The organism is Pseudomonas sp. 10-1B, assembly GCF_000935045.1.
Taxonomy (GTDB): Bacteria; Pseudomonadota; Gammaproteobacteria; order Pseudomonadales; family Pseudomonadaceae; genus Aquipseudomonas.
Window position 1 is genome coordinate 96,820 of sequence record NZ_JYKS01000035.1, and the last position, 23,049, is coordinate 119,868.

Consider the following 23,049-nt stretch of genomic DNA (forward strand, 5'->3'; position numbering starts at 1 on the left):
AGACACTATGTCCACTTTCGCGCAAATGATCGAAAACATCACACCCGAAATCTACGAAAGCCTGAAAACGGCGGTGGAAATCGGCAAATGGTCCGATGGCCGCAAGCTCACCGCCGAGCAGAAAGAGCTGTCGCTGCAAGCGGTGATCGCCTGGGAAATGAAAAACCTGCCCGAAGACCAGCGCACCGGCTACATGGGCCCGCAGGAATGCGCCTCGAAGTCCGCGCCGATCGCCAACATTCTGTTCAAGTCGGACTCGGTACATTGATCGAACTCGCTCGTGGCTCGTTGAGCAAGATGGCGGTCAGCCTGGCTGCACCGGTGGTGCAGTACAGTTTCCGCCTGGATGACTCGCAGGTGCCGGTCAACCCGCTGATCGGCCAGCGCCTGCGCCTGGAATACCTCGGCGCCATTCACTGCAGCCATTGCGGCAAGCGCACCAAGACCAGCTTCAGCCAGGGTTACTGCTACCCGTGCATGACCAAGCTGGCGCAGTGCGACGTGTGCATCATGGCCCCGGAAAAATGCCACTACGACGCCGGTACCTGCCGTGAGCCGTCGTGGGGCGAACAGTTCTGCATGACCGACCACGTGGTCTACCTGGCCAATTCGTCGGGGATCAAGGTTGGTATCACCCGCACCACCCAGCTGCCTACCCGCTGGCTCGACCAGGGCGCCAGTCAGGCCCTGCCGATCATGCGCGTGGCCACCCGCCAGCAGTCGGGCCTGGTCGAAGACGTGCTGCGCAGCCAGGTGCCAGACCGTACCAACTGGCGCACGCTGCTCAAGGGCGATGCCGAGGCGCTCGACCTGGTCGCCATTCGCGAACAAATCTTCGACGCCTGCGCCGACGGCCTGCGCGAACTGCAGGCACGCTTCGGCCTGCAGGCGATCCAGCCGCTGCCCGACGCCGAAGTGGTGCAGATGAAATACCCGGTCGAGGCCTACCCGAAAAAGATCGTCAGCTTCAACCTCGACAAGGATCCGGTGGTGGAAGGCACGCTGCTGGGCATCAAGGGCCAGTACCTGATCTTCGACACCGGTGTGATCAATATTCGCAAGTACACGGCCTACCAGTTGGCCGTGCTCCAGTAAAAAGGACCTGCACATGCGTACCGAACAACCGCAAGTGATCTACCTCAAGGATTACCAGGCGCCCGAGTACCTGATCGACGAGACGCACCTGACCTTCGAGCTGTTCGAGGACCACACCCTGGTTCACGCGCAACTGGTCATGCGCCGCAACCCGGCACGCGGTGCCGGCCTGCCGCCACTGGAACTCGATGGCCAACAGCTGGAACTGCTGCGCGCTTCGCTGGATGACCAGGAGCTGCAGCCCGGCGACTACCAGCTCGACGCCGACAGCCTGACCGTGCAGCCCAAGGCCGAGCGCTTCACCCTCGACACCAGCGTGAAGATCCACCCCGAGAGCAACACCGCGCTGGAAGGCCTGTACAAGTCGGGCAAGATGTTCTGCACCCAGTGCGAGGCCGAAGGCTTCCGCAAGATCACCTACTACCTCGACCGCCCGGACGTGATGAGCACCTTCACCACCACGGTGATCGCCGAGCAGCATCGCTATCCGGTATTGCTGTCCAACGGCAACCCGATCGGCAGCGGGCCGGCGGAAGACGGCCGCCACTGGGCGACCTGGGAAGACCCGTTCATGAAGCCGGCCTACCTGTTCGCGCTGGTGGCCGGTGACCTGTGGTGTGTCGAAGACACCTTTACCCGCCAGTCTGGCCGCGACGTGACCCTGCGCATCTACGTTGAGCCCGAGAACATCGACAAGTGCGACCACGCCATGGTCAGCCTGAAGAAGTCCATGCGCTGGGACGAAGAAGTCTATGGCCGCGAGTACGACCTGGACATCTTCATGATCGTTGCGGTCAACGACTTCAACATGGGCGCCATGGAAAACAAGGGCCTGAACATCTTCAACTCCAGCTGTGTGCTGGCCCGCGCCGAAACCGCCACCGATGCCGCACACCAGCGCGTCGAAGGGGTGGTCGCCCACGAGTACTTCCACAACTGGTCGGGTAACCGCGTCACCTGCCGTGACTGGTTCCAGCTGTCGCTCAAGGAAGGCTTCACGGTGTTCCGCGATGCCGAGTTCAGCGCCGACATGAACTCGCGCACGGTCAAGCGCATCGAAGACGTCGCCTACCTGCGTACCCACCAGTTCGCCGAAGACGCCGGCCCCATGGCCCACCCGGTGCGCCCGGACAGCTTCATCGAAATCTCCAACTTCTACACCCTGACCGTGTACGAGAAAGGGGCCGAAGTGGTGCGCATGGTCCGTACCTTGCTGGGCGCCGAGGGCTTCCGCAAGGGCAGCGACCTGTACTTCGAGCGCCATGATGGCCAGGCGGTGACCACCGACGACTTCATCAAGGCCATGGAAGACGCCAATGGCGTGGACTTCACCCAGTTCAAGCGCTGGTACAACCAGGCCGGCACCCCGCGCCTGGAAGTCAGCGAGGCGTATGATGCCGCCGCGCAGACCTATAGCCTGACCTTCCGCCAAAGCTGCCCGCAAACTCCGGACAAGGCCGACAAGCTGCCGTTCGTGATCCCGGTGGAACTGGGCCTGCTGGATGCCGCAGGCAACGACCTGCCGCTGCAACTGGCCGGTGAAGCTGCCCCTGGAGGCGCCAGCCGCGTGCTGTCGGTGACCGAAGCCGAGCAGACCTTTACCTTCCTGGGCATTCAGGGCAAGCCGCTGCCGTCGCTGCTGCGTGGTTTCAGCGCCCCGGTCAAGCTCAGCTTCCCGTATGATCGCGACCAGCTGATGTTCCTGATGCAGCACGACAGCGATGGCTTCAACCGCTGGGAAGCGGGGCAGCAGCTGTCAGTGCAGGTATTGCAGGAACTGATCGGCCAGCATCAGCGCGGTGAAGCGCTGCAGCTTGACCAGCGCCTGATCACTGCCCTGGGCACTGTGCTGGGCAACGAGTCGCTGGACCCGGCCATGGTTGCCGAAATGCTTTCGCTGCCAGGTGAGGCCTACCTCACCGAGATCAGCCAGGTGGCCGACGTGGATGCCATCCACGCTGCCCGCGAGTTCGCCCGCCAGCAGATCGCCGAGCAGCTGTTCGACGCCCTGTGGGCGCGCTACCAGGCCAACCGCGAGGTGTCGCGCAGCACCGCCTATGTGGCCTCCGCCGAGCACTTCGCCCGTCGCAGCCTGCAGAACATCGCTCTGTCGTACCTGATGCAGAGCGGTAAGCCGCAGGTGCTGGAGGCGACCCTGGAGCAGTTCGAGCAGTGCGACAACATGACCGAGCGCCTGACCGCGCTGGCGGTGCTGGTCAACTCGCCGTTCGAAGCCGAACGGGCCAAGTCCCTGGAAGCCTTTGCCGAGCACTTCAAGGACAACCCGCTGGTCATGGACCAGTGGTTCAGCGTGCAGGCGGCCAGCACGCTGCCGGGCGGGCTGGCGCGGGTCAAGGCGCTGATGCAGCACCCGGCGTTCACCCTGAAGAACCCGAACAAGGTGCGCGCACTGATCGGTGCCTTTGCCGGGCAGAACCTGGTCAACTTCCATGCGGCGGATGGCTCGGGGTATCGCTTCCTGGCTGACCTGGTGATCGAGCTGAATGCGCTGAACCCGCAGATTGCCTCGCGTCAACTGGCGCCGCTGACCCGCTGGCGCAAGTATGACGCTGCGCGTCAGGGCCTGATGAAGGGCGAGCTGGAGCGGATTCTGGCTTCGGGTGAGCTGTCCAGTGATGTGTATGAGGTGGTGAGCAAGAGTTTGGCTTGAGGGCCAAGGGGGCTGCTTTGCAGCCCTTCGCGGGTAAACCCGCTCCTACTGGGGATCGCGTCAATCTTGTAGGAGCGGGTTTACCCGCGAAGGGCCGCACAGCGGCCCCGGCTTTCCCAAGCCGACAACAAAACATAACACCCCACCCGTTGTACTCCCGCAAACATCCCCGCTACGATCCCCTCAAGCTATTGCAGGCCTCTAGAGCGGGCTTTTCGCAGTACCTGCAATGCATTGAACCCACCAAGAACAACAATCAGGGGGACAGTCATGAGGGAACAGCTGATGGCGCCGGCCAGGCGTGGCGCCTGGCCACTGGCGGCCAGTGCAGTGCTGGCGCTGGCATTGGGGGTATGGGCCGATAGTGCCCAGGCCGCTGCGGCGGACGAATACTCCACCGAATCGGCCAAGGCCAGCCAGAGCCTGCTGATCGATGCCACCCATGCCGGCAAGCGCCTGGTGGTGGTGGGCGATCGCGGCCACATCCTCTTCTCCGACGACCAGGGCAACACCTGGACCCAGGCCCGGGTGCCCACCCGGCAACTGCTCACCGCGGTGTTCTTCCTCGACGACAAGCGCGGTTGGGCGGTCGGCCATGATGCGCAGATCCTCGCCAGCAGCGACGGTGGCGCCACCTGGACCAAGCAGTTCGAAGACCTTTCCCGTGAAGCGCCTTTGCTCGATGTGGCGTTCCTCGACGCTCAGCACGGCTTTGCCGTGGGTGCCTACGGTGCCTTGCTGGAAACCAGCGACGGCGGCCAGCACTGGCAGGATGTCGCCGAGCGGCTGGACAACCCCGACCAACTGCACCTGAACGGCATTGCCCAGGTGCGCGATGCCGGGCTGTTCATCGTCGGCGAGCAGGGCGGTATGTTCCGCTCCGCCGACAACGGCCAGACCTGGTCTACGGTCCAGGGGCCCTACGAGGGCTCGCTGTTCGGCGTGATCGCCACTGGCCAGCCACACACCCTGCTGGCCTACGGCCTGCGCGGTAACCTGTTCCGCTCTACCGACTTCGGTGACAGCTGGCAGCCGATCGAACTCAAGGCGGCGCGCGGTACCCTCGAATTCGGCCTGGCAAGCGCTACGCTTCTCGATGATGGCACCCTGGTGCTGGTCGGCAATGGCGGCAGCGTGCTGCGCAGCGCCGATGGCGGCCAGACCTTCAGCGTGTACAACCGTGCCGATCGTATCGCCCTGGCCGGTGTCAGTGGCCTGGTCAACGGTGGCCTGCTGCTGGTAGGGCAGGGCGGTGTGCACCTGGCCAGCGCCGAAGGTGCCGAACAGGCAGCCAAGGAGCCACGTCCATGACCAGCAGGGAGAGCATCACCATGCACCCGCATCACCAGGACAAGGCCACGCTGCTCGAGCGCCTGATCTTCAACAACCGCCCCGTGGTCATCGCCCTGTGCGTGCTGGTCAGCATTTTCCTGTTCTGGCAGGCCACGCAGATCCGCCCCTCCACCAGCTTCGAGAAGATGATCCCGCTGGAGCACCCGTTCATCGAACAGATGATGGAGCACCGCAACGACCTGGCCAACCTCGGCAACACCGTGCGTATCTCGGTGGAGGCGGTCAACGGCGACATCTTCGACAAGGACTACATGGAGACCCTGCGCCAGATCCATGACGAGGTGTTCTACATCCCCGGTGTCGACCGTGCCGGGTTGAAGTCGCTGTGGAGCCCCAGCGTGCGCTGGAGCGAGGTCACCGAAGAGGGCTTTTCCGGTGGCGAGGTGATCCCCAACACCTACAACGGCTCGCAGGACAGCCTCGACACCTTGCGCGATAACGTGCTCAAGTCGGGCCAGGTCGGGCGCCTGGTGGGCAACAACTTCAAGTCCAGCATCGTCGACGTGCCGCTGTTGGAGAGCTATCCCGACCCGCAGGACCCGGGCAAGCAGGTGAAGCTCGACTACCAGCAATTCTCCCACCTGCTGGAAGAGAAGATCCGCGACAAGTTCCAGGCGCAGAACCCCAATGTGAAGATCCACATCGTCGGCTTCGCCAAGAAGGTCGGCGACCTGATCGACGGCCTGGTGATGGTGGCGATGTTCTTCGGCGTAGCCCTGGCGATCACCTGGGTGCTGTTGTACTGGTTCACCTGGTGCATCCGCAGCACCATCGCCGTGCTCATCACCACCCTGGTGGCGGTGATCTGGCAGTTGGGGCTGATGCATGCGGTGGGCTTTGGCCTGGACCCATACTCGATGCTGGTGCCATTCCTGATCTTCGCCATCGGTATCTCCCACGGGGTGCAGAAGATCAACGGCATCGCCCTGCAGTCCAGTGGCGCCGACAACGCCCTCACCGCTGCCCGGCGCACCTTCCGCCAGCTGTTCCTGCCGGGGATGATCGCCATCCTGGCCGACGCGGTGGGCTTCATCACCTTGCTGATCATCGACATCGGGGTGATCCGTGAACTGGCCATTGGCGCCTCCATCGGTGTGGCGGTGATCGTCTTCACCAACCTGATCCTGCTGCCGGTGGCCATTTCCTACGTCGGCATCAGCAAGAAGGCCATCGAGCGCAGCAAGAAGGACGCTACTCGCGAGCACCCGTTCTGGCGCCTGCTGTCGAACTTCGCCAGCGCCAAGGTCGCGCCGGTGTCCGTGGCCCTGGCGCTGGTCGCCTTCGCCGGTGGCCTGTGGTACAGCCAGAACCTGAAGATCGGCGACCTCGACCAGGGCGCGCCGGAACTGCGCCCCGACTCGCGCTACAACCAGGACAACAACTTCATCATCAGCAACTACTCGACCAGTTCCGACGTGCTGGTGATCATGGTCAAGACCCCGTCGGAGAGTTGCTCGATCCACTCGACCATGGCGCCGATCGACGAGCTGATGTGGACCATGGAAAACACCCCGGGCGTGCAGTCGGCGATTTCCCTGGTGACCGTGTCCAAGCAGGTGATCAAGGGCATGAACGAGGGCAGCCTGAAATGGGAGACCCTGTCGCGCAACCCGGACATCCTCAACAACTCCATCGCCCGTGCCGATGGCCTGTACAACGCCGACTGCTCGCTGGCACCGGTGCTGGTGTTCCTCAACGACCACAAGGCCGAGACCCTGGAGCGGGTCACCGCCGCGGCCAAGGCGTTTGCCGACAGCCACAACAAGGAAGGCCTGCAGTTCCTGCTGGCGGCCGGCAACGCGGGGATCGAGGCGGCGACCAACGAAGTGATCAAGTCGGCCGAGCTGACCATCCTGATTCTGGTGTACATCTGCGTGGCGGTGATGTGCCTGATCACCTTCCGCTCGTTCGCCGCCACCCTGTGCATCGTCCTGCCGCTGGTGCTGACCTCGGTGCTGGGTAACGCGCTGATGGCCTACATGGGCATCGGGGTCAAGGTGGCGACCTTGCCGGTGGTGGCGCTGGGCGTGGGCATTGGCGTGGACTATGGCATCTACATCTACAGCCGCCTGGAAAGCTTCCTGCGCGCCGGCTTGCCATTGCAGGAGGCCTATTACGAGACCCTGCGCTCGACCGGCAAGGCGGTGCTGTTCACCGGCTTGTGCCTGGCCATCGGCGTGTGCACCTGGATCTTCTCGGCGATCAAGTTCCAGGCCGACATGGGGTTGATGCTGACCTTCATGCTGTTGTGGAACATGTTCGGGGCGCTGTGGCTGCTGCCGGCGCTGGCGCGGTTCCTGATCAAGCCGGAGAAGATGGTGGGCAAGGAGGGTGGGTCGATTTTCGCCCATTGAATGGCAGGGGGCCGCTTTGCGGCCTAATCGCCGGCAAGCCAGCTCCCACAGGGACCGCATCGACCTCATGGCCTGTGCAATCCCTGTGGGAGCTGGCTTGCCGGCGATTGGGCTGCAAAGCAGCCCCAGGGTTATAATGCCGCAACATCCCTTACAGGTATCCCCATGTCCCCCCTCGCCACCGCCCTGCAGTCCTGCGACATGCTCCTGATCGACGGCCTGCACGCTTTCGACTTCACCTCCGACGCCACCGGCCTCACCATCGAATGCATGGACGGCCGCCAGCTGCGCCGCTGGTCCTTCACCCCCGAGCAAGTCGCCGGCGCCATCGCCAGCGGTGATGAATGGCAGCTCAACGATGCCAACGGCGAGCATCGTCTAGTCTGTATGAGTGCCTTTCGTGCCCCGGATGATGACCAAGATGAACCGGATCTGGACGAGCCTGCTGACCGCTAGCCTGATGAGCCTGACTATTCCTGCCCACGCCGCCACCTTGCTGGTGGGCAGCTACACCGATGGCGCCAGCCAGGGCATCTACCGCTATAGGTTCGACGACAAGACCGGCCACATCGCCTCCACAGCACAGCAAGTGGTGAAGAGTGTCAGCCCTTCGTGGCTGGTGCTGTCGGCCGACCAACGCCAGTTGTTCGCGATCAATGAAACCCCGAGTGGCCACGCCAGCAGCTTCAGCGTCAGCGCCAAGGGTGAGATCAAGCCCCTCAACCAGGTGGCCACCCAGGGCGACGAGCCGACCCATGCCAGCCTCAGCCGTGACCAGCGTTACCTGTTCGTGGCCAACTATGCGGTCAAGCCCGAGCCCGGCGGCAGCCTGGTGGTCATCCCGGTGGCCAAGGACGGCAAGCTCAAGCCTGTGGTGCAACAGGCCCGGCACAAAGCCAGCGGGGTCAACCCCGAGCGTCAGGCCGGTGCCCATGTGCATTCGCTGGTGCTGTCGCCGGACGGCCGGCACCTGTATGCCAGCGACCTGGGCGCTGACAAGGTGTTCATCTACCGCTACGACGGCGCCAGCACGGACCACCCGTTGACGCCGGCGATACCCGCCGCCGTGGACTTGCCTGCGGGCAGTGGGCCGCGCCACCTGTTGTTCGACGCGAAGGGCCGGCACGCCTACCTGACCCTGGAGATGAGTGCCGAGGTGGTGATGTTCGATGTGCAGGACGGCAACCTGGTCGAGCGCCAGCGTCTGCCCCTGACCGAGCGCCAGGAGGCGGCGGCGAAAGCGGCCGGCGGCTTGCACCTGTCGGCGGACGGGCGCTTCCTGTATGTGAGCAACCGTGGCACGGCCAACGAGATCGTGGCGTTCAGCGTAGGCGGGGACGATGGCCAGTTGGCGTTCCTGCAGCGCCGTTCGGTGGAGGGCGATCACCCTCGCGAATTCGCCCTCGACCCGAGTGACAACTTCCTGCTGGTTGCCAACCAGAAGAGCAACCAGATCGTGGTCATGCGCCGCGATCCGCGTAGCGGCAAGCTGGGCGAGACGGTGCAGATACTGCCTCAGGACGCACCCTCGGACCTCAAGTTCATCGAGTGATATCGATCGGCGTGATAATCGATACTGCCGCAATGAATTTTTGCGTTCGGCTTTGACGGCGTAAGTTTTGACCCAAGGCCCAACCGGGCCAAGTCAAACCACCGCCGTCGAGGTCAGCCCAGATGAACTTCAATCTCTTCCCGGTCATTGCCGCATCCGCCATTTCCGCTTCGGTCGTAGTGCCGGCACATGCCCATGCCGACAGCAGCGGCAAGGCGTCCGCTACCCATAGTTATACCGAGCAGTACCTGCGCCAAAGTGCCAACTTCCATGCGGCCTTGAGTGGCAAGCACCACCACTGAAACCTGTACTGGCCCTATCGCCGGCAAGCCAGCTCCCACCTTGACCGCATAGGCCTCAAGCTCTGTACAGCACCTGTGGGAGCTGGCTTGCCGGCGATGAGGCCAGTACAGGCAATACAAGACAGTTGCTCCCACAGGGGGTATGCAGGCCCCAGGCCCAGCGCTGTACCTGTGGGAGCTGGCTTGCCGGCGATAGGGCCAGTACAGGAAACAGGTTTCATTTGGCCATGACGGCCTTGAACAGCTCCGAAGCCAGCCACCCCTCCAGCCAGCTCCGCACTCGCGGATAAGCTGCCTCGGCGAACCACTGCGGTTCGACCCCGGCAAACTGGCGCAGCAGGGGTAGCAGCGCGGCATCGGCAATGCTCGGATGATCGGCCAGCAAGTAAGGTCGGCCCGTCAGCAGGCCTTCGAGCTCCGTCAGCCAAGCTTCGGCTTGCTGGCGGTAATGCTCGCGGGAATGTTGTGGGTAGCGCTCGGCATACTTGTACAGGTTCACCTGCGCCTTGAACGTGCTGTCGTTGCGGGCAATCAGTGCTTCGGCCTGCTGTGCCGCCGCAGGGTCGGCCTGCAGCCTCCAGTCCTGCGGGTCGTTTTGCGCCAGCGCCCAACGCATGATGTCCAGGCTCTCTTCCAGCACCCCGGCGCCGGTATCCAGCACTGGCACCGTGCCTTTGGGCGACAAGGCCAGCAGCTCTGCCGGCTTGTTCTTCATTGCCACCTCGCAAATCTCTACTGCGCAGCCGGCATAGCGCAGCGCCAGGCGCGCACGCATGGCCCACGGGCAGCGGCGGAACGAGTAGAGGATCACCCGCATACCTCCACGTCACTCAGGCCGTTGCCCTGGCGGCGTACCTGGATTTGCACCGGGATGCGCTCGTGCATTTCCTGCACGTGGGAAATCACTGCCACCTTGCGGCCCTGGGCCTGCAAGCCGTCGAGGGCGTCCATGGCCAGTTGCAGCGACTCAGGGTCGAGGCTGCCGAAGCCTTCGTCGATGAACAGCGATTCGATGCGCAGGGTGCTGGAGGCCATCGACGCCAGGCCCAGGGCCAGGGCCAGGGACACCAGGAAGGTTTCACCGCCCGACAGCGAGTGCACCGAGCGCAGTTCGTCGCCCATCTCGGTATCCAGCACCAGCAGGCCGAGGGCGCTGCCGCCGCGCTTGAGGCGGTAACGGCGGGCCAGTTGGCGCAGTTGGGCGTTGGCGTGGTGCAGCAGCAGGTCGAGGTTGTAGCCCTGGGCGATCTTGCGGAACACATCGCCCGAGGCCGAGCCGATCAGGGCATTCAGGCGGGCCCAGCGTTGCCATTGTTGCTGAGCCTGTTCGATTTCTGTCGCCAAGGCCTGGTGCGCTTGCTGGCGGCGCTGGTCATCGGCCTGCTGCGCGCGCAGTTCGGCGCACTGCTGCTCGTGGTTGGCCAGGCGTTGGCGCAATTCGCCCAGGGCTTGCTCCAGGGCTTCGGCCGAAGTGTCCACGGTCATTTGCGCGGCATGTTGCTGCAGGCGTTGTTCACGCTCCTGCAGCAACACACGGCCCTGTTCGATGGCTTTTTCGGCAGCTTGCAGGCGCTGGCGCAGTTCGTTGACCTGGGCATCATCCATGGCCAGCAGGCGATCCAGGCCGGCGTCATCCAGTTCCGGGTGTTCGCCGCGCCACTGGGCGATCTGGGCCTGCAACTGCTGGCTCTCGCTGTCCAGCGCCTGTTGCTGTTGGACGTTGGCCTTGAGTTCGCCGGCCAGTTGCACACCCTGGGTGCGCAGCTCCTGCAGGCGCTGGGCGGTGTCGGCGTCGAGGGCGCGGGCTTGCTCCAGTGTGGTGTCCATGTGCTGTTGCCAGGCTTCGGCGCTGGCGTGCGCGCCGAGCAGTTCGCCGAGCGAGGCCTGGGCCTGCTGGCGTTGCTCGTCGAGGATGGCGAGTTGCTGCTGCAATTGCTGCTGGGTTTGCACGCGCGCCTGTTGCTGGTCGCGCAGCTTGTCCAACTGGGCTTGGCGGGCTTGCTGTTCTTCCAGTTCGTCCTTGCGCTGCTCCAGTTGTTGCAAGCGTTGGGCGATTTGCTGGTCGAGGGCGAGGAAGGCATTGGCCGGGTCATCGCTCAGCGCGTTGACGGCTTCTTCGGGCAGCACGCTGGCCAGGTCGCTCAGGCCTTGCTGCAACTGCTGCTCGTCGCTGGCCAGGGCCTGGTGCTGTTGCTCCAGGTGGCGCTGGGCCTGTTGTTGCGCCTCGTGGGCAGCTTGCAACTGCTGGTTGAGGCGGGCGGCGTCCTTCTGCAGGGCGAGCAGGGCGCTCTGGCGCTTCTCGTCGCGGTTGATCTCTTCGTCCAGGCGGCGCAACTGGCTGTCGAGCCAGGCGCTGCGAGCCTTGTCGTCCTGCGGGGCGAGGGCAGGCCAGAGGCTATGCGCTTGCACCTGGGCTTCCAGCGGTTGCAGCTGTTCGCCCAGTTGCTGCTGTTGCTGCTGGTAGTCCTTGAGCTGGGCATTGACCACACCCAGTTGGGTGCGCAGTTCCACCAGCTTGCCGTTGAGGGTTTCGACCTGCTTCTGTGCGGCGTCTTCTTCGGCCTGGTCATGGCGACCGAGGCTTTGCAGCAGGGCTTCGGGTTGATGGAACGGGTGTTCGGCGCTGCCGCATACCGGGCAAGGTTCGCCGTCGCGCAACTGGCCGCGCAGCTCTTCGACGCTGGTGTTGCGCGCCAGGCGCTGGCGTTCCAGCAATTGGCGAGTAAGGTTGAGCGCCTGTTCGGCCGCTTCCAGCTCGGCCTTGGCGGCGGTGCCTTCGCCGATCAACTGCTGGCGTTGCTGCATGGCTTGCTGTTGCCGCTCGCGCACGGTATCCAGCTGCTGGCGCAGCTCCAGCTCACGGCCATGCAGGCGCGCCAGCACTTCGACGCTGCGCTGCTGCTTGCGGTTGTCCTGCAGCATGCCGCCCAGCAGGTCGATCTGCTCGGCCAGGGCCTGGGGCTCGGCCTTGGCTTCGCGGAACAGCAGGTCATAAGCATCGCGCTCGGCCTGCAAGTGCGCATTGGCCTGGCTGGCCTGGGCCTGCAGGCCGGGCAGTTCTTCACGGCCCTTGGCCAGGCGGCCGCCGATCAGCATCACCTGCTTCAATTGTGGCAGGTAGGCATGCCAGGCGTTGGCCAGGCCCGCCAGGTGCTGGCTTTCGGCGAGCGCGGTGTCGATCTGCGCCAGTTGCTGCAGGCTGCGCTGCTGGTTGTCTTCCAGCTGCTGCAACTGCTGCTGGCCATCGGCGACCTGCTGCTGCGCCTGCTGGTTGGCGCTGCGTTGAGCGGCCAGCTCCTGGTCGAGGCGGGCCAGGTTGTCCTGGGCGGCAAAGGCCTGGCGCAGGCGTGGGGCGTTTTCGCCGTGCTGGGCCTGGCTTTCGGCAAGCGCTTGGCGTGCGTTGTCCAGCGCCTGTGCGAGCTCGCTGGTGCGCACTTGCAGCTCGGCTTGTTGCTGCTGCTGTTCAGCGATCTTCGTCGCTACCGGCGCCAGTTGCGCGGTCAGGGTCTGCTGGCGGTGGAACTGGTGGCGCTGCGGAGCCAGGCGCTCCAGGCGCGCAAGGTCCAGGCGCGGTTCGGCCAGTTGCTGCCAGTCCTGTTCGGCAGCCTGCAGCGCGGTGCTGGCTTCGGCGTGCTGGTCCTGCAGTTGGCGCTGCTCATTCAGCCAGTTGCGTTGCTGTTCCAGCTGGCGCTCGCCGGCCTGGTCGGCCTTGAACTGCTGCTGCGCCAGTTCCAGGCGCTGGTCGAGCTCGGCGCGGGCTTCGGCCGCCATCGGCAGCAGGTGGCTGGCGCGGTCCTTCAGGGCGTTGTGGGCTTCGCCGGCTTCGCGCGCCTTGCTGAAGGCACGCTGGCCCAGGCGGGTGTAGATGGCGGTGTTGGTGAGCTTTTCCAGCAGCTCGCTGCGTTCTTTGTCATCGGCCTTGAGGAAGGCGCCGAACTCGCTCTGGGCCAGCATCACCGCGCGGGTGAACTGCTCGAAGTTCAGGCCCAGGCGGGCTTCGACCAGCTGTTTGTATTCGTTCTTGCCGCTGCCCAGCACCTGTTCGCTGTCCAGATCGTAGAAGCTCTGGCGGCTGTGCTGCAGCTTGCCGTTGGCCTTGTCGCGGGCGCGGTTGGCTTCCCAACGGGCGCGATAACGACGGCCGTCGATGCCGACGAAGTCGACCTCGGCAAAACCGCTGCCGGTGCCCCGGCGCAGCAGGTTGCGTGGGTCGGAGGTGGGGATTTCGCCGTCGGCGTCGGGCACCTTGGCTTCGCGGCCGATGTCGTTCAGCCGCGGCACGGTGCCGAACAGCGCCAGGCACAGGGCGTCGAGCAGGGTACTCTTGCCGGCGCCGGTAGGCCCGGTGATGGCGAACAGGCCAGCGCTGGCCAAGGGTTCGGCGGTGAAGTCGATGTCGACCGGGCCGGCCAGCGATGCCAGGTTCTTCAGGCGGATGGCGAGAATCTTCATGGCTGCTCCTCTTCCTGCTGCACGTCCTGCAACAGCAGGGCAAAGTCGGCCAGCGCCTGTTCGTCGACGGGGTTGCCGTAGGCTTGCTCCCAGGCGCGGCTGAACAGGTCTTGCGGGGTCATCTGGGCCAGTTCGACAAAGGCCAGGTCATCGTCTTCGGCGCTGTTGCGGCCAGCGTATTCGGCGCTGATGCGGATCAAGCGCACGGCCTTGCCTTCGAGTGCCGTTTCGATCTGCTGACGCAGGTCGGGTTGCGGCTCGTCCAGTATCACCCGCACTTCCAGCCAGGGCTGGCGGTTGGGGTCTTCGAGCAGGTCGATCACCGGCAGCTCGGCCAGTTGCTCCAGCAGCTCGCCCAGCGGCGCCGGGCCGACCCGTTGCAGGGCCACGGCGCGCGGTACCGGGCGCGGTTCGACGCTTACCAGGCCGTTGCCGTCCAGCTCCACTTCCAGCACCTGGTGCGGGTAGTTGATTTCGGCGAACGACAGCGGGATCGGCGAGCCGCTGTAGCGGATACGTTCTTCGCGGTTGACCTTCTGCGGCTTGTGCAGGTGGCCCAGGGCGACGTAGCTGATGGCCTTGTCGAACAGCTTGGCCGGCAGCGCTTCGGCGTTGCCGATGATCAGGCTACGCTCGGAGTCCTCCGACACCGCGCCACCGGCCATGTGCGCATGGCTGATGGCGATCAGTGCCTGGTCTTTCTTGCGCTTCTTCAGCGCGGCGGCGATCAGTTGCTGGTGCACCTGGGTGATGCCTTGCAGGTAGTCGTCCCCCAGTTGCGGGCCGGTCACCTCGGCCGGGCGCAGGAAGGGCAGGGCCAGGCACCAGGCGGCGACCTTGCCGCGGCCGTTGGTCAGCGGGATCAGCAGGCGCTCGGCATCCAGCTGGCCCTCGTCCAGCCAGTGCACCCGCCCCAGCGCGTGGGTGCGCAGGCGGCGCATGAGCGCGGCGGGCAGCTCGATGCGCGAGCCGGAGTCGTGGTTGCCGGCGATCATCACGATGTCCAGCTTGGGCTGTTGCTCGTGGGCCTGGACGATGAAGTCGTAGAGGCGCTCCTGGGCTTTGACCGGTGGGTTGACCGTGTCGAAGATATCGCCGGCGATCAGCAGCGCATCCGGCTGGCGCAGGCGCAGTTGGCCGAGCAGCCAGTCGAGGAAGCAGGCGTGTTCGAAATCGCGTTCCTGGCCGTGCAGGCTTTGGCCCAGGTGCCAGTCGGAGGTGTGAAACAGACGCATGGATGACCTGTTGGTATCGAGTCGAGCAAGCGGGGGCTTGGCTTGGGGGATGGGCGTTGCGCAAGGGCGGTATGGTAACCCAAGCTGGGTTCGGGGTGCATGGCTGGGGATGGGGTGAGGGCCTGCAGGTGTTCGTCGCTGCATTTTCGGCGCCTGGGAGATCGAGCGCCGCCCGCGCGGCGCTTCGCGGGGCAAGCCCGCTCCCACTGTCTGTTTCGGGCCAGTCCCTCCTGTGAGTCACCTCTGTCCGCCTTGTTTGTTCCCTTCGATATCGGCTGCGCAGCTGCTGTTCATCAATTTCCAGCCATGCACCAGGGCGCGAGTGCGGAGGAGGCAGGAATAACTGGCCCGAAACAGATGTGGGAGCGGCCTTGTGCCGCGAAGCGCCGCGCGGGCGGCGCTCGATCTCACAGGCGCTGAGAATGTGGCGGCGAACACCTGGTCGCCATGATGCGATCACGCTTTTATATTGGAAGTTCCGCAGCAAAATGGTATGGCTTCTAAGTCTGTCTTGGGCTCCGCAAACAAAGCGGCCGTATTGATTAGGAGTGCTAATGGGAGAGTTTGTTGATGAAGGTGCCAGTTTTTTATTGTGATTCTTGGTTTCGCTTCAAGAATACTGCAATAGGCCCTCTCAGTGAAGATGCCGCCAGAAGTCGACATGTTTCTGGAAAGCCATATGTCGCGTTAATCGCTTCAGATATTACTCCATCTTGCTTTGTCGAATTTTTATTGGATAGGAATATGGTGGGTGTTGGCTTTTTAGATGATAAGTGTCGCGAGTATCTTACATATCAATTCCAGTGCTTGAGTTCAGAGAAGCTTTTCCTTGCCATGGCGACCCATCGTGAATTTGATAATGATGGTAAGGTTTCTGTTGGGGCGAGCTATATTTTTAAAGAGAATGGTGGGCTTGTAATTAGGCGTGAAAAATTCAATCCTCATGAACTGGAAGAGGCCAATTCAAGTTTTGATCCGGTAAGTAATTATGAGGGCATTCCAGTGTTCGGTGAATATGCTGGATTAATCAAGAAGAATAGATGACGTAAAAAGTTTCCGATCCACGATCCCCACCTACCGCCAAGCGAGAAGGCAGGCTACCTTGGCATCTCTGGCGAGCAGTTTCACGGCAACAGAACCCAGCTTTAACTCAATAATGTCGTGTTGCACTCGGCCTCTAAAACCGCCCTTGTATTCACATTCAAAGCAAATGCATCGGCCCAACATTAAAGGTCTTCACTTTAAAGTAAATCTAAGTAAGAGCTCGGCAGCAAGCATGAAAAACTCCAAGCTGTACGTCAGTTCACATCATGGCGCGCATCTGATCGCGCCGTTCGGGAAGCGTTCAGCTTTCTGTGACTGGGTTCTCACTCTGCTTGAGACACCAAGCTTGCCCCCAAGGACATGCTGACTTACCCTCTAAGCCGGCCACGATCATGGCTATTCGACACCCACGGACGACAATCACAGGAGCTGCTCCATGGAAGGTATCCCACAAACCCAATCCAACCCAGGCAACCTCAAGCCAAAATGGCAGGAGCGTTTCGCCTTCTTCGATCAGTACGGCGCCCCTACCTCCGAGTCCTACAAAGCCGCTTTCCGCGCCTTGCCCTTCCGCAAGAAGCTGCTGATCAACAACAATTTCATCGCCTTTTTCTTCGGCCCGATCTATTGGTTCGTGCTGGGGTTGTGGAAGAAGAACCTGGTCATGCTGGCCATCATTATCGGCATCGGCTTGCTTGAGGGTATCTTCGAGGCGGCGACGGGTACCGAAATCCCGCGTCCAGTGGATAACGGTATCAGCATGGCGTTTGCGTTTCTGTACAGTTTCCTGACCAACCGTGCCTACTACCTGAAGCAGACCAAAGGGCAACAGGGCTGGAACCCGTTCGAGGGGCAGCGGTTTATCTGAGCCGAGTTGTACATCATCATGCGATGGCATCCTTGGCAGTTTGATTTGTAGGAGCGGCCTTGCCGGGGCGTCGGACCGGTCGGAAAGGGGAGCGCAGCGCCCCTGGGATCCTCGCATCGCCGCGAAATTGCCGGGGCCGCTTTGCGGCCCTTTCGCGACACAAGGCCGCTCCCACAGGTATCGCGCAAAGGCCACGGGGTACGCAGTACCTGTGGGAGCGGGTTCACCCGCGAAGAGGCCCATACAGGCACTACATCACTTGGGATAGAGCGGCGGCAGGCTGCCACTCTCGCCAGCCGGCAACAACACCTGCTCAGCCGGTGGAATCGTGCCGATCGCCCGCCACAAATCCTCACCCTGCCAATACTGCCCGCTCTCGCTATACAACGCCCCATTCAACCCATCCAGCGCATCCGACAGCGGCACGAACCGCGCCGCCATTTCGGCCAGGGTTTCCGGCTGCTGCCGGGCCCAGGCATCCAGCGCCTGGCGAGTCGCCTGGGGATCATTGGCCTGGCATGCGCGCTTGAGGTCATCCAGCAAGGTACGCGGGCTCGGCCCGTTCTGCGCGGCGCGCAGTACCGCTGGCTGCGAGCGGGCGCGCCACCACAGGGCAAAGCCCAGTACGGTAGTGAGGGCGAACACCAGGGTGGCCAGCTGCCATGGCCACAGCAAGGTGCTGGCACTGCTGCTGTCACCCACCGGGGTGTCGGCGCTCAGCGCCGGGTTGTCCTGCACGTTCAGCGTGCGCGCCGGTAGGCTGCTGTGCTCCAGGTGGTCTTCGCGGGTGTTCCACCAGGCCACTTCCAGCGCCGGCAGGGCCAGCGCGCCGCTGTGGATCGGTACCAGGGCTTCGCGTTCTTCGCGGTTGGCGGTCATGCCGCGTTCGTTGATTTCGTTGCGCAGCAGCGGCTGGTCGGGGTAGCGGCGCAGGCCGGTGATTTCGGTGGCCGGCAGTGGTGGCAACTGGGTGCTGGACAAACCCTCGGCACGCAGGGTGATGTTGCGCGTCAGCGAATCGCCAATCTGCACCTGCTGGCTGCCGGGGTCGGGGTTCCAGTGCTCTTCCAGGGTCAGGCTGCGGGCTGGCAGCCATGGCACACCGGCGGGCCAGGCGGCGGGAATCGGCCGTACGGACAGGTGCAGTGGCAGCGAGCTTACCTGCACCTGGCGGCCGGTGCGGGCTGTACCATTGGCTTGCGCAGCAGCGTCGCTACTGGCCGCGGCCGTGGCGGTGAAGGTCAGCGGCGGGATGTCGAGGCTGCCGCTTTGCTGGGCATACAGCGCATAACGGGTTTCGATCACGCCGTGGCGCACGCCGTTGATTTGCTTTTCATAGGTGCGCGACTCGCCCAGTGGCTCGACCTTGGCATTTTCCAGTTGCAGCGGGCTGAGGCTGCTGTCGTCGTACAGTGCCACCGAGTGGTAGATGCGCACGGTCAGCACGGCCTGGGCCTGGACGTACACGTCGTTGCTGTCGAGCGTTGCCTCGATGAACACCTGCGAGGCGCTGTCCTGGCGGCTGGCATCGGCCTGCAGCACTTGCAGCTCGATGGCCTGGCTGTGCGACTGGCCCAGTTGCAGCGCGGGGATGCGCAGGCTGCCGCTGCGCCGCGGCAGCAGGGTGATGATCCAGCGGGTGCTGGCGCGGGTTTCGCCGTCGAGCGTGTGCAGGCTGTTGAGCTGGCGCGTGCCACGCACTTCGAAGTCACCTTCCAGGGCGCGCAGGTCGGGCTTGCCGAACTGGGTGACGTCCTGGCTTTCCAGGGTCAGCTCCAGGCTTTCGCCGGCTTCCAGGCGGGTACGGTCGACGCTGGCCCGCAGTAGCGGTTCGGCCTGGGCCAGCATGGCCCACAGCACACTGAGGAGAAGGACGCCGAAGCGACTCATCGTGGATTTTCCTGATGCAATTGCTGTTCATACCAGAATTTGCGCCGCAGCAGCTCCGCCGGGTTGTCGGGGATCTCCCGCAGCCATTGTTCCAGGGCCTGGCGCTGTTCGGCATCGAGGTTGGTCGATACTGGGCGTTGCGGTGGCTGGATGACACTGTCGTCCCCGCCCGCCTGGTTGCCGGGCGCGGCCTGGCTGTTGTTGCTGCCTTCACCGGGCTGTTCGGCACTGGCGTGTTCGTCGTTGCCGGGCGTGCCCTGGGCTGGGCTACTGGCCGAGCTGCTGTTGCCTTCGGTTTCGCTGCCGGGCGTGCCTTGGGCATCGCTGCTGGCCGGTTGCTGCTCGGCCTTGGCTGCACGCTGTTGCAGCATTTGTTGCACCAGCGCCTGGTTGTCCAGCGCCGCTTGCAGGTCGGGCTGGCGCTCCAGGGCTTGCTCGTAGGCGTCCAGGGCGGCTTCCAGTTCGCCGCTGCGGGCCAGGGCATTGCCTCGATTGTAGTGGGCTGCCGCCGTGTCGCTTTGGGAAAAGGCCTCGACGGCACCGGCATAGTCGCCTGCCTGGTACAGGGCCATGCCGCGCCATTGCGGGTCCTGGAAGTGGCGTGCGGCGCTGGCCGGGCGGTTTTGCTCCAGCAGGCGCTGGCCTTGCTGGTCGGGGCGCAACCACAGGTCGTTGAACTCGAAAGCCTGGCTGGGCTGCGGCAGGGCCAGCAGCAGCGGCAGGCAGAACAGCCAGCCGCGCCGGCCGGCGCAGGCGGCCAGCAACAACAGCGGCAGCAGTAGCCAGTAACCCTGGTCGGCCCAGCTGTCCAGTTGCAGGGTCTGGCCGTTATTGCGGGCGATGTGCGGGTTGTCGAACAGGCCCAGGCCGCGCAGGTCGAGGTCGTCGATGCGGGCATGCCGGTAGCGCCCGCCGGTGTCGCTGATGAAACCCTTGAGGCTGGCGCTGTCCAGGCGTGGCAGCAGGATGCCGCCCTGGTCGTCCTTGAGGTATTCGCCGTTGGCCTGGCGCACCGGCGCGCCTTCGCGGCTGCCGATGCCCAGCATCAGCAAGCTCGGGCCCTGGCGGCCGAGGGCCTGGGCGATGCCCTGGCGTTCCGGGGCGCTGAGCGCCGAGCCGATCAGCAGCAAGCGGCCCTGGCCCAAGCCGCTTTGGGCCAGCAGGGCCAGGCCCTTTTGCACGGCCAGGTCGGCGCGTTGGCCGGGTTGCGGCATGATCGACGGGTCGATCGCCTCCAGCAGGTTGCGGGTGGTGGCCAGGTCATCGGACAGCGGCACCAGGGTGTGCGCGGAGCCGGCGTAGACCACCAGCGCGGTCTGGCTGTCGCGGCGGTGTTCGAGCAGGTCGAGGATTTTCCGCCGGGCCTGTTCCAGGCGGTTGGGCGGGCTGTCCTCGGCGAGCATCTGCGGGGTCAGTTCGAGCAGGATCACCAGTGGGTCGGCCGGGCGCTGGCGGTTTTCTTCCACGCGTTGCCAACTGGGCCCGAGCAGGGCCAGGATCACCAGCGCCCAGGCCAGGCCCAGCGCCACCCACGGCAGCTTGCTGGTGCTGCCGCTGCCGCCCCCCAACAGTACGCCATGGAACGCCGGCGGCAGAATCATCTGCCAGCGCCCGGCGCGTTTGCGCCGGTGCCACAGTTTGTACAGCAGCCAGCCGAGCAGCGGGACGGCCAGCAGCCACAGCGGGCGCAGCCATTGCGGCCACAGATCGATCATCGCCGCCTCCTCAGGCGCAGGCGCTTCAGGCGCTGGCGCCATTCCGGGTGCGGCTGCAGGAAGCGCGGTTTGCGCAGCAGGCGCTGCAGCAGGTTGTCGGGCCATTGCACGGCTACCACCAGCAGCACGCTGAGCAGCAGCGCCAGGGCCAGGGGCCAGGCGTACAGGGCCTGGGCCGTGCGCGCCTGGGTAGGTTGCTGGGCCACCGGTTCGAGTTGGTCGAGGGTGTCGCCGATGGCGTCCAGCTCGGCGCCGTCATGGGCGCGGAAGTAGGCACCGTGGGTGATGTCGGCGATTTCCTTGAGCGAGGCTTCGTCCAGGTCCAGGCTCGGGTTGAGGCCGAGCAGGCCTGGCGTGCCACTGGCCTCGGGGTTGGCGCCGATGCCGATGGCATAGATGCGCACGCCTTCCTGGGCGGCCAGGCGGGCGGCGGTCAATGGGTGGATCTGCCCGCCGTTGTTGGCGCCGTCGGTGATCAGCACCAGCACCCGGCTTTGTGCCGGGCGCTGGCGCAGGCGCTTGACCGCCAGGCCGATGGCGTCGCCGATGGCGGTGTTCTTGCCGGCGATGCCGATCTGCGCCTCCATGAGGAAGGTGCGCACGGTGCGCCGGTCGAAGGTGAGCGGGGCCTGCAGGTAGGCCTGGCTGCCGAACAGGATCAGGCCCACGCGGTCGCCTTCGCGGTCTTGCAGGAAGTCGCCGAGCAGCGCCTTGACCAGGTCGAGGCGGCTGATGTCTTCGTTCTGCCACTGCATGTCGGGGAAGTCCATCGACCCGGACACGTCCACCGCCACCAGCAGGTCGCGGCCGCTGGCGGCCACCGGCACCGGCTCACCCAGCCATTGTGGGCGGGCGGCGGCGCACAGCAGCAACAGCCAGATGATGACGAACGGTGCTTGTTGGCGCCAGGTCGGCAGGTTGAGCCGTGCACGGCGCCCGGCCAGGCCTTCCAGTTCGTCGAGAAAGCCCACCTTGAGCACCGGCTCGCCGCTATCGGCGGCGGGCAGCAGCAGGCGCGCCAGCCACGGCAGCGGCAACAGGGCGAAAACCCACGGCCAGGCCAGTTCAAACATGCTTGCGGATCCAGGTTTCGACGGCCTGGCTAAGCCCGGCGATGGCCTTGTCGTCGAGCTTGCACTCGGGTTTGTAGGCGCCTTCGACCAGCACCATCCAACGGGTCAGGCCCGCGGCCGGGCAGCGGTTGTCGAGAAACGCCAGCCACTGGCGGCCGTTGAGGGTATGGCTGTTGGCGCCCGGGTAGTGGCTGCGGCACAGGCGTTTGAGCAGGGCATTGATCTGTTGCAGCCAGGCACCGGCCGGGGCGCCGTCGTACGGGCGCGGCAGGCGGGCCAGCTCGGCCAGGGCGGCCACGCGCACCGGGTCGAGCGGTTGTTCAGCACGCACGATGCGGCGTTTGCCCGGGCGCCAGTGGCGCACCCGCCACAGGCCCCAGGCCAGCAGCGGCAGCAAGGCCAGCAGCAGCCACCAGCCCGGTGCCGGTGGCCACAGGCCGATGGGCGCCGGGTCGATCAGCGGGTGCATCTGGTCAAGCGGGTTCATTGGCCGCTGCTCTTCATGACGCGCTCCGTGGCCGCTGGGCGTTCAGGTATTCGCGCAGTTGCTCGATCATTTCGCTTTGGGTACTCAGCGGCATCAGCAGCACGCGCAGCTTCTGCGCCATCAGTTCCCAGCGTTCGATGCGTGCCTCGGCCTGCTGGCGGTAGGCCTGACGCAGGTTGGCGTCCAGGGTGTCGAGCTCCAGCTGCGCGCTGCGCTGGGCGAAGCGCAGCAGGCCGGCGGCGGGTAGGGCGTGGTCGAGCGGGTCGGACACCGGCAGCAGCAACAGGTCGCAATGGCGCGAAAGCATGGCCAGGTGCTGTTCCACCTGGGCGGTGAGCGAGCGTTCGTCGCAGATCACGATGGCCAGGCTGCCGGGGCGCAACACTTCGCGGGCCCGGCGCAGGGCCAGGCCGAGGCTGTCGAGGTGCGGCGTGGCCTCGGTGTGCAGCGCCTGGTTGACCTTGGCCAGCCGGTTGAGCAGTTGCAGCAGGCTCTGCTTGCTGCGCCGGGGTTTGATCTCGTGGTGTTCGTTGTCGCCGAATACCAGCCCGCCGATGCGGTCGTTGTGGCCCAGCGCGGCCCAGCCGAACAGGGCCGCGGCCTGGGCGGCGAGCACCGACTTGAACATCAGCCCCGAACCGAAGAACAGCCGCTGGCTTTGCTCGACAAGGATGAAGATCGGCCGCTCGCGTTCTTCGTGGAACAGCTTGGTGTGCGGCTCCTGGGTGCGTGCGGTGACCCGCCAGTCGATATTGCGTACATCGTCGCCGGCCTGGTAGACGCGCACTTGGTCGAAGTCCACGCCGCGCCCACGCAGCTTGGAGTGGTGCAGGCCGACCAGCGGGCTGCGCTGGCCAGGCCGGGAAAACAGCTGGATTTCGCGCACGCGGTGGCGCATGTCGATCAGCTCGGCAAGGCTGATGCGGATGCCGGGTTCGGCCAGCGGCGCGGTGGGCAT

The 23,049-nt window shown here is 64.7% G+C and carries 18 protein-coding genes; 10 read left to right on the forward strand and 8 right to left on the reverse strand.

From position 1 onward, the window contains the following. Positions 1–7 precede the first annotated feature (7 nt). From TZ03_RS19550 to TZ03_RS19585, 8 genes are all read left to right on the forward strand, one after another. Positions 8–268, forward strand: coding sequence for a YeaC family protein (locus TZ03_RS19550; RefSeq protein WP_051099822.1), 261 nt, complete (start codon positions 8–10; stop codon positions 266–268). Further along, entirely contained in the window at positions 265–1,095 is an 831-nt protein-coding gene (locus tag TZ03_RS19555; protein ID WP_051099823.1) for a DUF2797 domain-containing protein, read from the forward strand. Before TZ03_RS19550 ends, TZ03_RS19555 begins: the two co-directional genes overlap by 4 nt. A 13-nt stretch (positions 1,096–1,108) precedes the next feature. Beyond that, entirely contained in the window at positions 1,109–3,766 is a 2,658-nt protein-coding gene (pepN, locus tag TZ03_RS19560; RefSeq protein ID WP_051099824.1) for an aminopeptidase N, read from the forward strand. Positions 3,767–4,036: 270 nt separating this feature from the next. Further along, positions 4,037–5,077, forward strand: a complete 1,041-nt coding sequence (locus TZ03_RS19565; protein WP_051099825.1) for a YCF48-related protein — start codon at positions 4,037–4,039, stop codon at positions 5,075–5,077. A 20-nt stretch (positions 5,078–5,097) separates the two neighbouring features. Then, the gene (locus TZ03_RS19570; protein WP_051099850.1) at positions 5,098–7,473 is read left to right on the forward strand and encodes an efflux RND transporter permease subunit; all 2,376 of its coding nucleotides are present in this window, start codon (positions 5,098–5,100) and stop codon (positions 7,471–7,473) included. 165 nt (positions 7,474–7,638) lie between these two features. Continuing rightward, positions 7,639–7,929 (forward strand): DUF5629 family protein, encoded by a 291-nt coding sequence (locus tag TZ03_RS19575; protein WP_051099826.1) that lies wholly within the window; start codon positions 7,639–7,641, stop codon positions 7,927–7,929. Further along, positions 7,895–9,025, forward strand: a complete 1,131-nt coding sequence (locus TZ03_RS19580; protein ID WP_236692855.1) for a lactonase family protein — start codon at positions 7,895–7,897, stop codon at positions 9,023–9,025. Before TZ03_RS19575 ends, TZ03_RS19580 begins: the two co-directional genes overlap by 35 nt. A gap of 122 nt (positions 9,026–9,147) precedes the next feature. Then, positions 9,148–9,327 carry a hypothetical protein gene (locus TZ03_RS19585; RefSeq protein WP_051099828.1) on the forward strand — a complete coding sequence of 60 codons (180 nt, stop codon included), beginning with the start codon at positions 9,148–9,150 and terminating at the stop codon, positions 9,325–9,327. Positions 9,328–9,544: 217 nt separating this feature from the next. Here TZ03_RS19585 and TZ03_RS19590 read toward each other — a convergent pair whose 3' ends face one another. From TZ03_RS19590 to TZ03_RS19600, 3 genes are read right to left on the reverse strand one after another with little or no spacing between them, the layout of a single operon-like run. Then, entirely contained in the window at positions 9,545–10,138 is a 594-nt protein-coding gene (locus TZ03_RS19590) for a glutathione S-transferase (protein WP_051099851.1), read from the reverse strand. Further along, positions 10,135–13,779: an SbcC/MukB-like Walker B domain-containing protein gene (locus tag TZ03_RS19595; protein WP_051099829.1), complete on the reverse strand. Its 3,645-nt coding sequence runs from the start codon at positions 13,777–13,779 to the stop codon at positions 10,135–10,137. The genes TZ03_RS19590 and TZ03_RS19595 overlap by 4 nt, the downstream gene beginning before the upstream one ends. After that, positions 13,776–15,014 (reverse strand): exonuclease SbcCD subunit D C-terminal domain-containing protein, encoded by a 1,239-nt coding sequence (locus tag TZ03_RS19600; protein WP_051099830.1) that lies wholly within the window; start codon positions 15,012–15,014, stop codon positions 13,776–13,778. Before TZ03_RS19600 ends, TZ03_RS19595 begins: the two co-directional genes overlap by 4 nt. A gap of 570 nt (positions 15,015–15,584) precedes the next feature. Between TZ03_RS19600 and TZ03_RS29030 the strand changes: the two genes are divergently transcribed. Further along, positions 15,585–16,058, forward strand: a complete 474-nt coding sequence (locus TZ03_RS29030; RefSeq protein ID WP_082056671.1) for a lytic transglycosylase — start codon at positions 15,585–15,587, stop codon at positions 16,056–16,058. Positions 16,059–16,494: 436 nt separating this feature from the next. Further along, a complete protein-coding gene (locus TZ03_RS19605) occupies positions 16,495–16,926 on the forward strand; it encodes a DUF2628 domain-containing protein (RefSeq protein ID WP_051099831.1) in 432 nt (143 codons plus the stop codon). A gap of 255 nt (positions 16,927–17,181) precedes the next feature. Here TZ03_RS19605 and TZ03_RS19610 read toward each other — a convergent pair whose 3' ends face one another. Genes TZ03_RS19610 through TZ03_RS19630 form a run of 5 tightly spaced genes read right to left on the reverse strand, consistent with a single transcriptional unit; the run spans position 17,182 to position 23,049 of the window. Then, the gene (locus TZ03_RS19610) at positions 17,182–18,816 is read right to left on the reverse strand and encodes a BatD family protein (RefSeq protein ID WP_051099832.1); all 1,635 of its coding nucleotides are present in this window, start codon (positions 18,814–18,816) and stop codon (positions 17,182–17,184) included. Next, positions 18,813–20,531, reverse strand: coding sequence for a tetratricopeptide repeat protein (locus TZ03_RS19615; protein ID WP_051099833.1), 1,719 nt, complete (start codon positions 20,529–20,531; stop codon positions 18,813–18,815). The genes TZ03_RS19610 and TZ03_RS19615 overlap by 4 nt, the downstream gene beginning before the upstream one ends. Then, positions 20,528–21,604 (reverse strand): vWA domain-containing protein, encoded by a 1,077-nt coding sequence (locus tag TZ03_RS19620; RefSeq protein WP_051099834.1) that lies wholly within the window; start codon positions 21,602–21,604, stop codon positions 20,528–20,530. Before TZ03_RS19620 ends, TZ03_RS19615 begins: the two co-directional genes overlap by 4 nt. Then, on the reverse strand, positions 21,597–22,091 hold the full coding sequence (locus TZ03_RS19625) for a DUF4381 domain-containing protein (RefSeq protein ID WP_051099835.1): 495 nt from the start codon (positions 22,089–22,091) through the stop codon (positions 21,597–21,599). Before TZ03_RS19625 ends, TZ03_RS19620 begins: the two co-directional genes overlap by 8 nt. Before the next feature lie 13 nt (positions 22,092–22,104). Beyond that, on the reverse strand, positions 22,105–23,049 hold the full coding sequence (locus TZ03_RS19630; RefSeq protein WP_051099836.1) for a DUF58 domain-containing protein: 945 nt from the start codon (positions 23,047–23,049) through the stop codon (positions 22,105–22,107).

Coding starts and splice junctions, on each gene's coding strand:
- TZ03_RS19550 (WP_051099822.1), top strand. CDS start 8: ATGTCCACTTTCGCGCAAATGATCGAAAACATCACACCCGAAATCTAC.
- pepN (WP_051099824.1), top strand. CDS start 1,109: ATGCGTACCGAACAACCGCAAGTGATCTACCTCAAGGATTACCAGGCG.
- TZ03_RS19565 (WP_051099825.1), top strand. CDS start 4,037: ATGAGGGAACAGCTGATGGCGCCGGCCAGGCGTGGCGCCTGGCCACTG.
- TZ03_RS19570 (WP_051099850.1), top strand. CDS start 5,098: ATGCACCCGCATCACCAGGACAAGGCCACGCTGCTCGAGCGCCTGATC.
- TZ03_RS19575 (WP_051099826.1), top strand. CDS start 7,639: ATGTCCCCCCTCGCCACCGCCCTGCAGTCCTGCGACATGCTCCTGATC.
- TZ03_RS19580 (WP_236692855.1), top strand. CDS start 7,895: ATGAACCGGATCTGGACGAGCCTGCTGACCGCTAGCCTGATGAGCCTG.
- TZ03_RS19585 (WP_051099828.1), top strand. CDS start 9,148: ATGAACTTCAATCTCTTCCCGGTCATTGCCGCATCCGCCATTTCCGCT.
- TZ03_RS19595 (WP_051099829.1), bottom strand. CDS start 13,779: ATGAAGATTCTCGCCATCCGCCTGAAGAACCTGGCATCGCTGGCCGGC.
- TZ03_RS19600 (WP_051099830.1), bottom strand. CDS start 15,014: ATGCGTCTGTTTCACACCTCCGACTGGCACCTGGGCCAAAGCCTGCAC.
- TZ03_RS29030 (WP_082056671.1), top strand. CDS start 15,585: ATGAAGGTGCCAGTTTTTTATTGTGATTCTTGGTTTCGCTTCAAGAAT.
- TZ03_RS19605 (WP_051099831.1), top strand. CDS start 16,495: ATGGAAGGTATCCCACAAACCCAATCCAACCCAGGCAACCTCAAGCCA.
- TZ03_RS19610 (WP_051099832.1), bottom strand. CDS start 18,816: ATGAGTCGCTTCGGCGTCCTTCTCCTCAGTGTGCTGTGGGCCATGCTG.
- TZ03_RS19615 (WP_051099833.1), bottom strand. CDS start 20,531: ATGATCGATCTGTGGCCGCAATGGCTGCGCCCGCTGTGGCTGCTGGCC.
- TZ03_RS19620 (WP_051099834.1), bottom strand. CDS start 21,604: ATGTTTGAACTGGCCTGGCCGTGGGTTTTCGCCCTGTTGCCGCTGCCG.
- TZ03_RS19625 (WP_051099835.1), bottom strand. CDS start 22,091: ATGAACCCGCTTGACCAGATGCACCCGCTGATCGACCCGGCGCCCATC.
- TZ03_RS19630 (WP_051099836.1), bottom strand. CDS start 23,049: ATGCCCACCGCGCCGCTGGCCGAACCCGGCATCCGCATCAGCCTTGCC.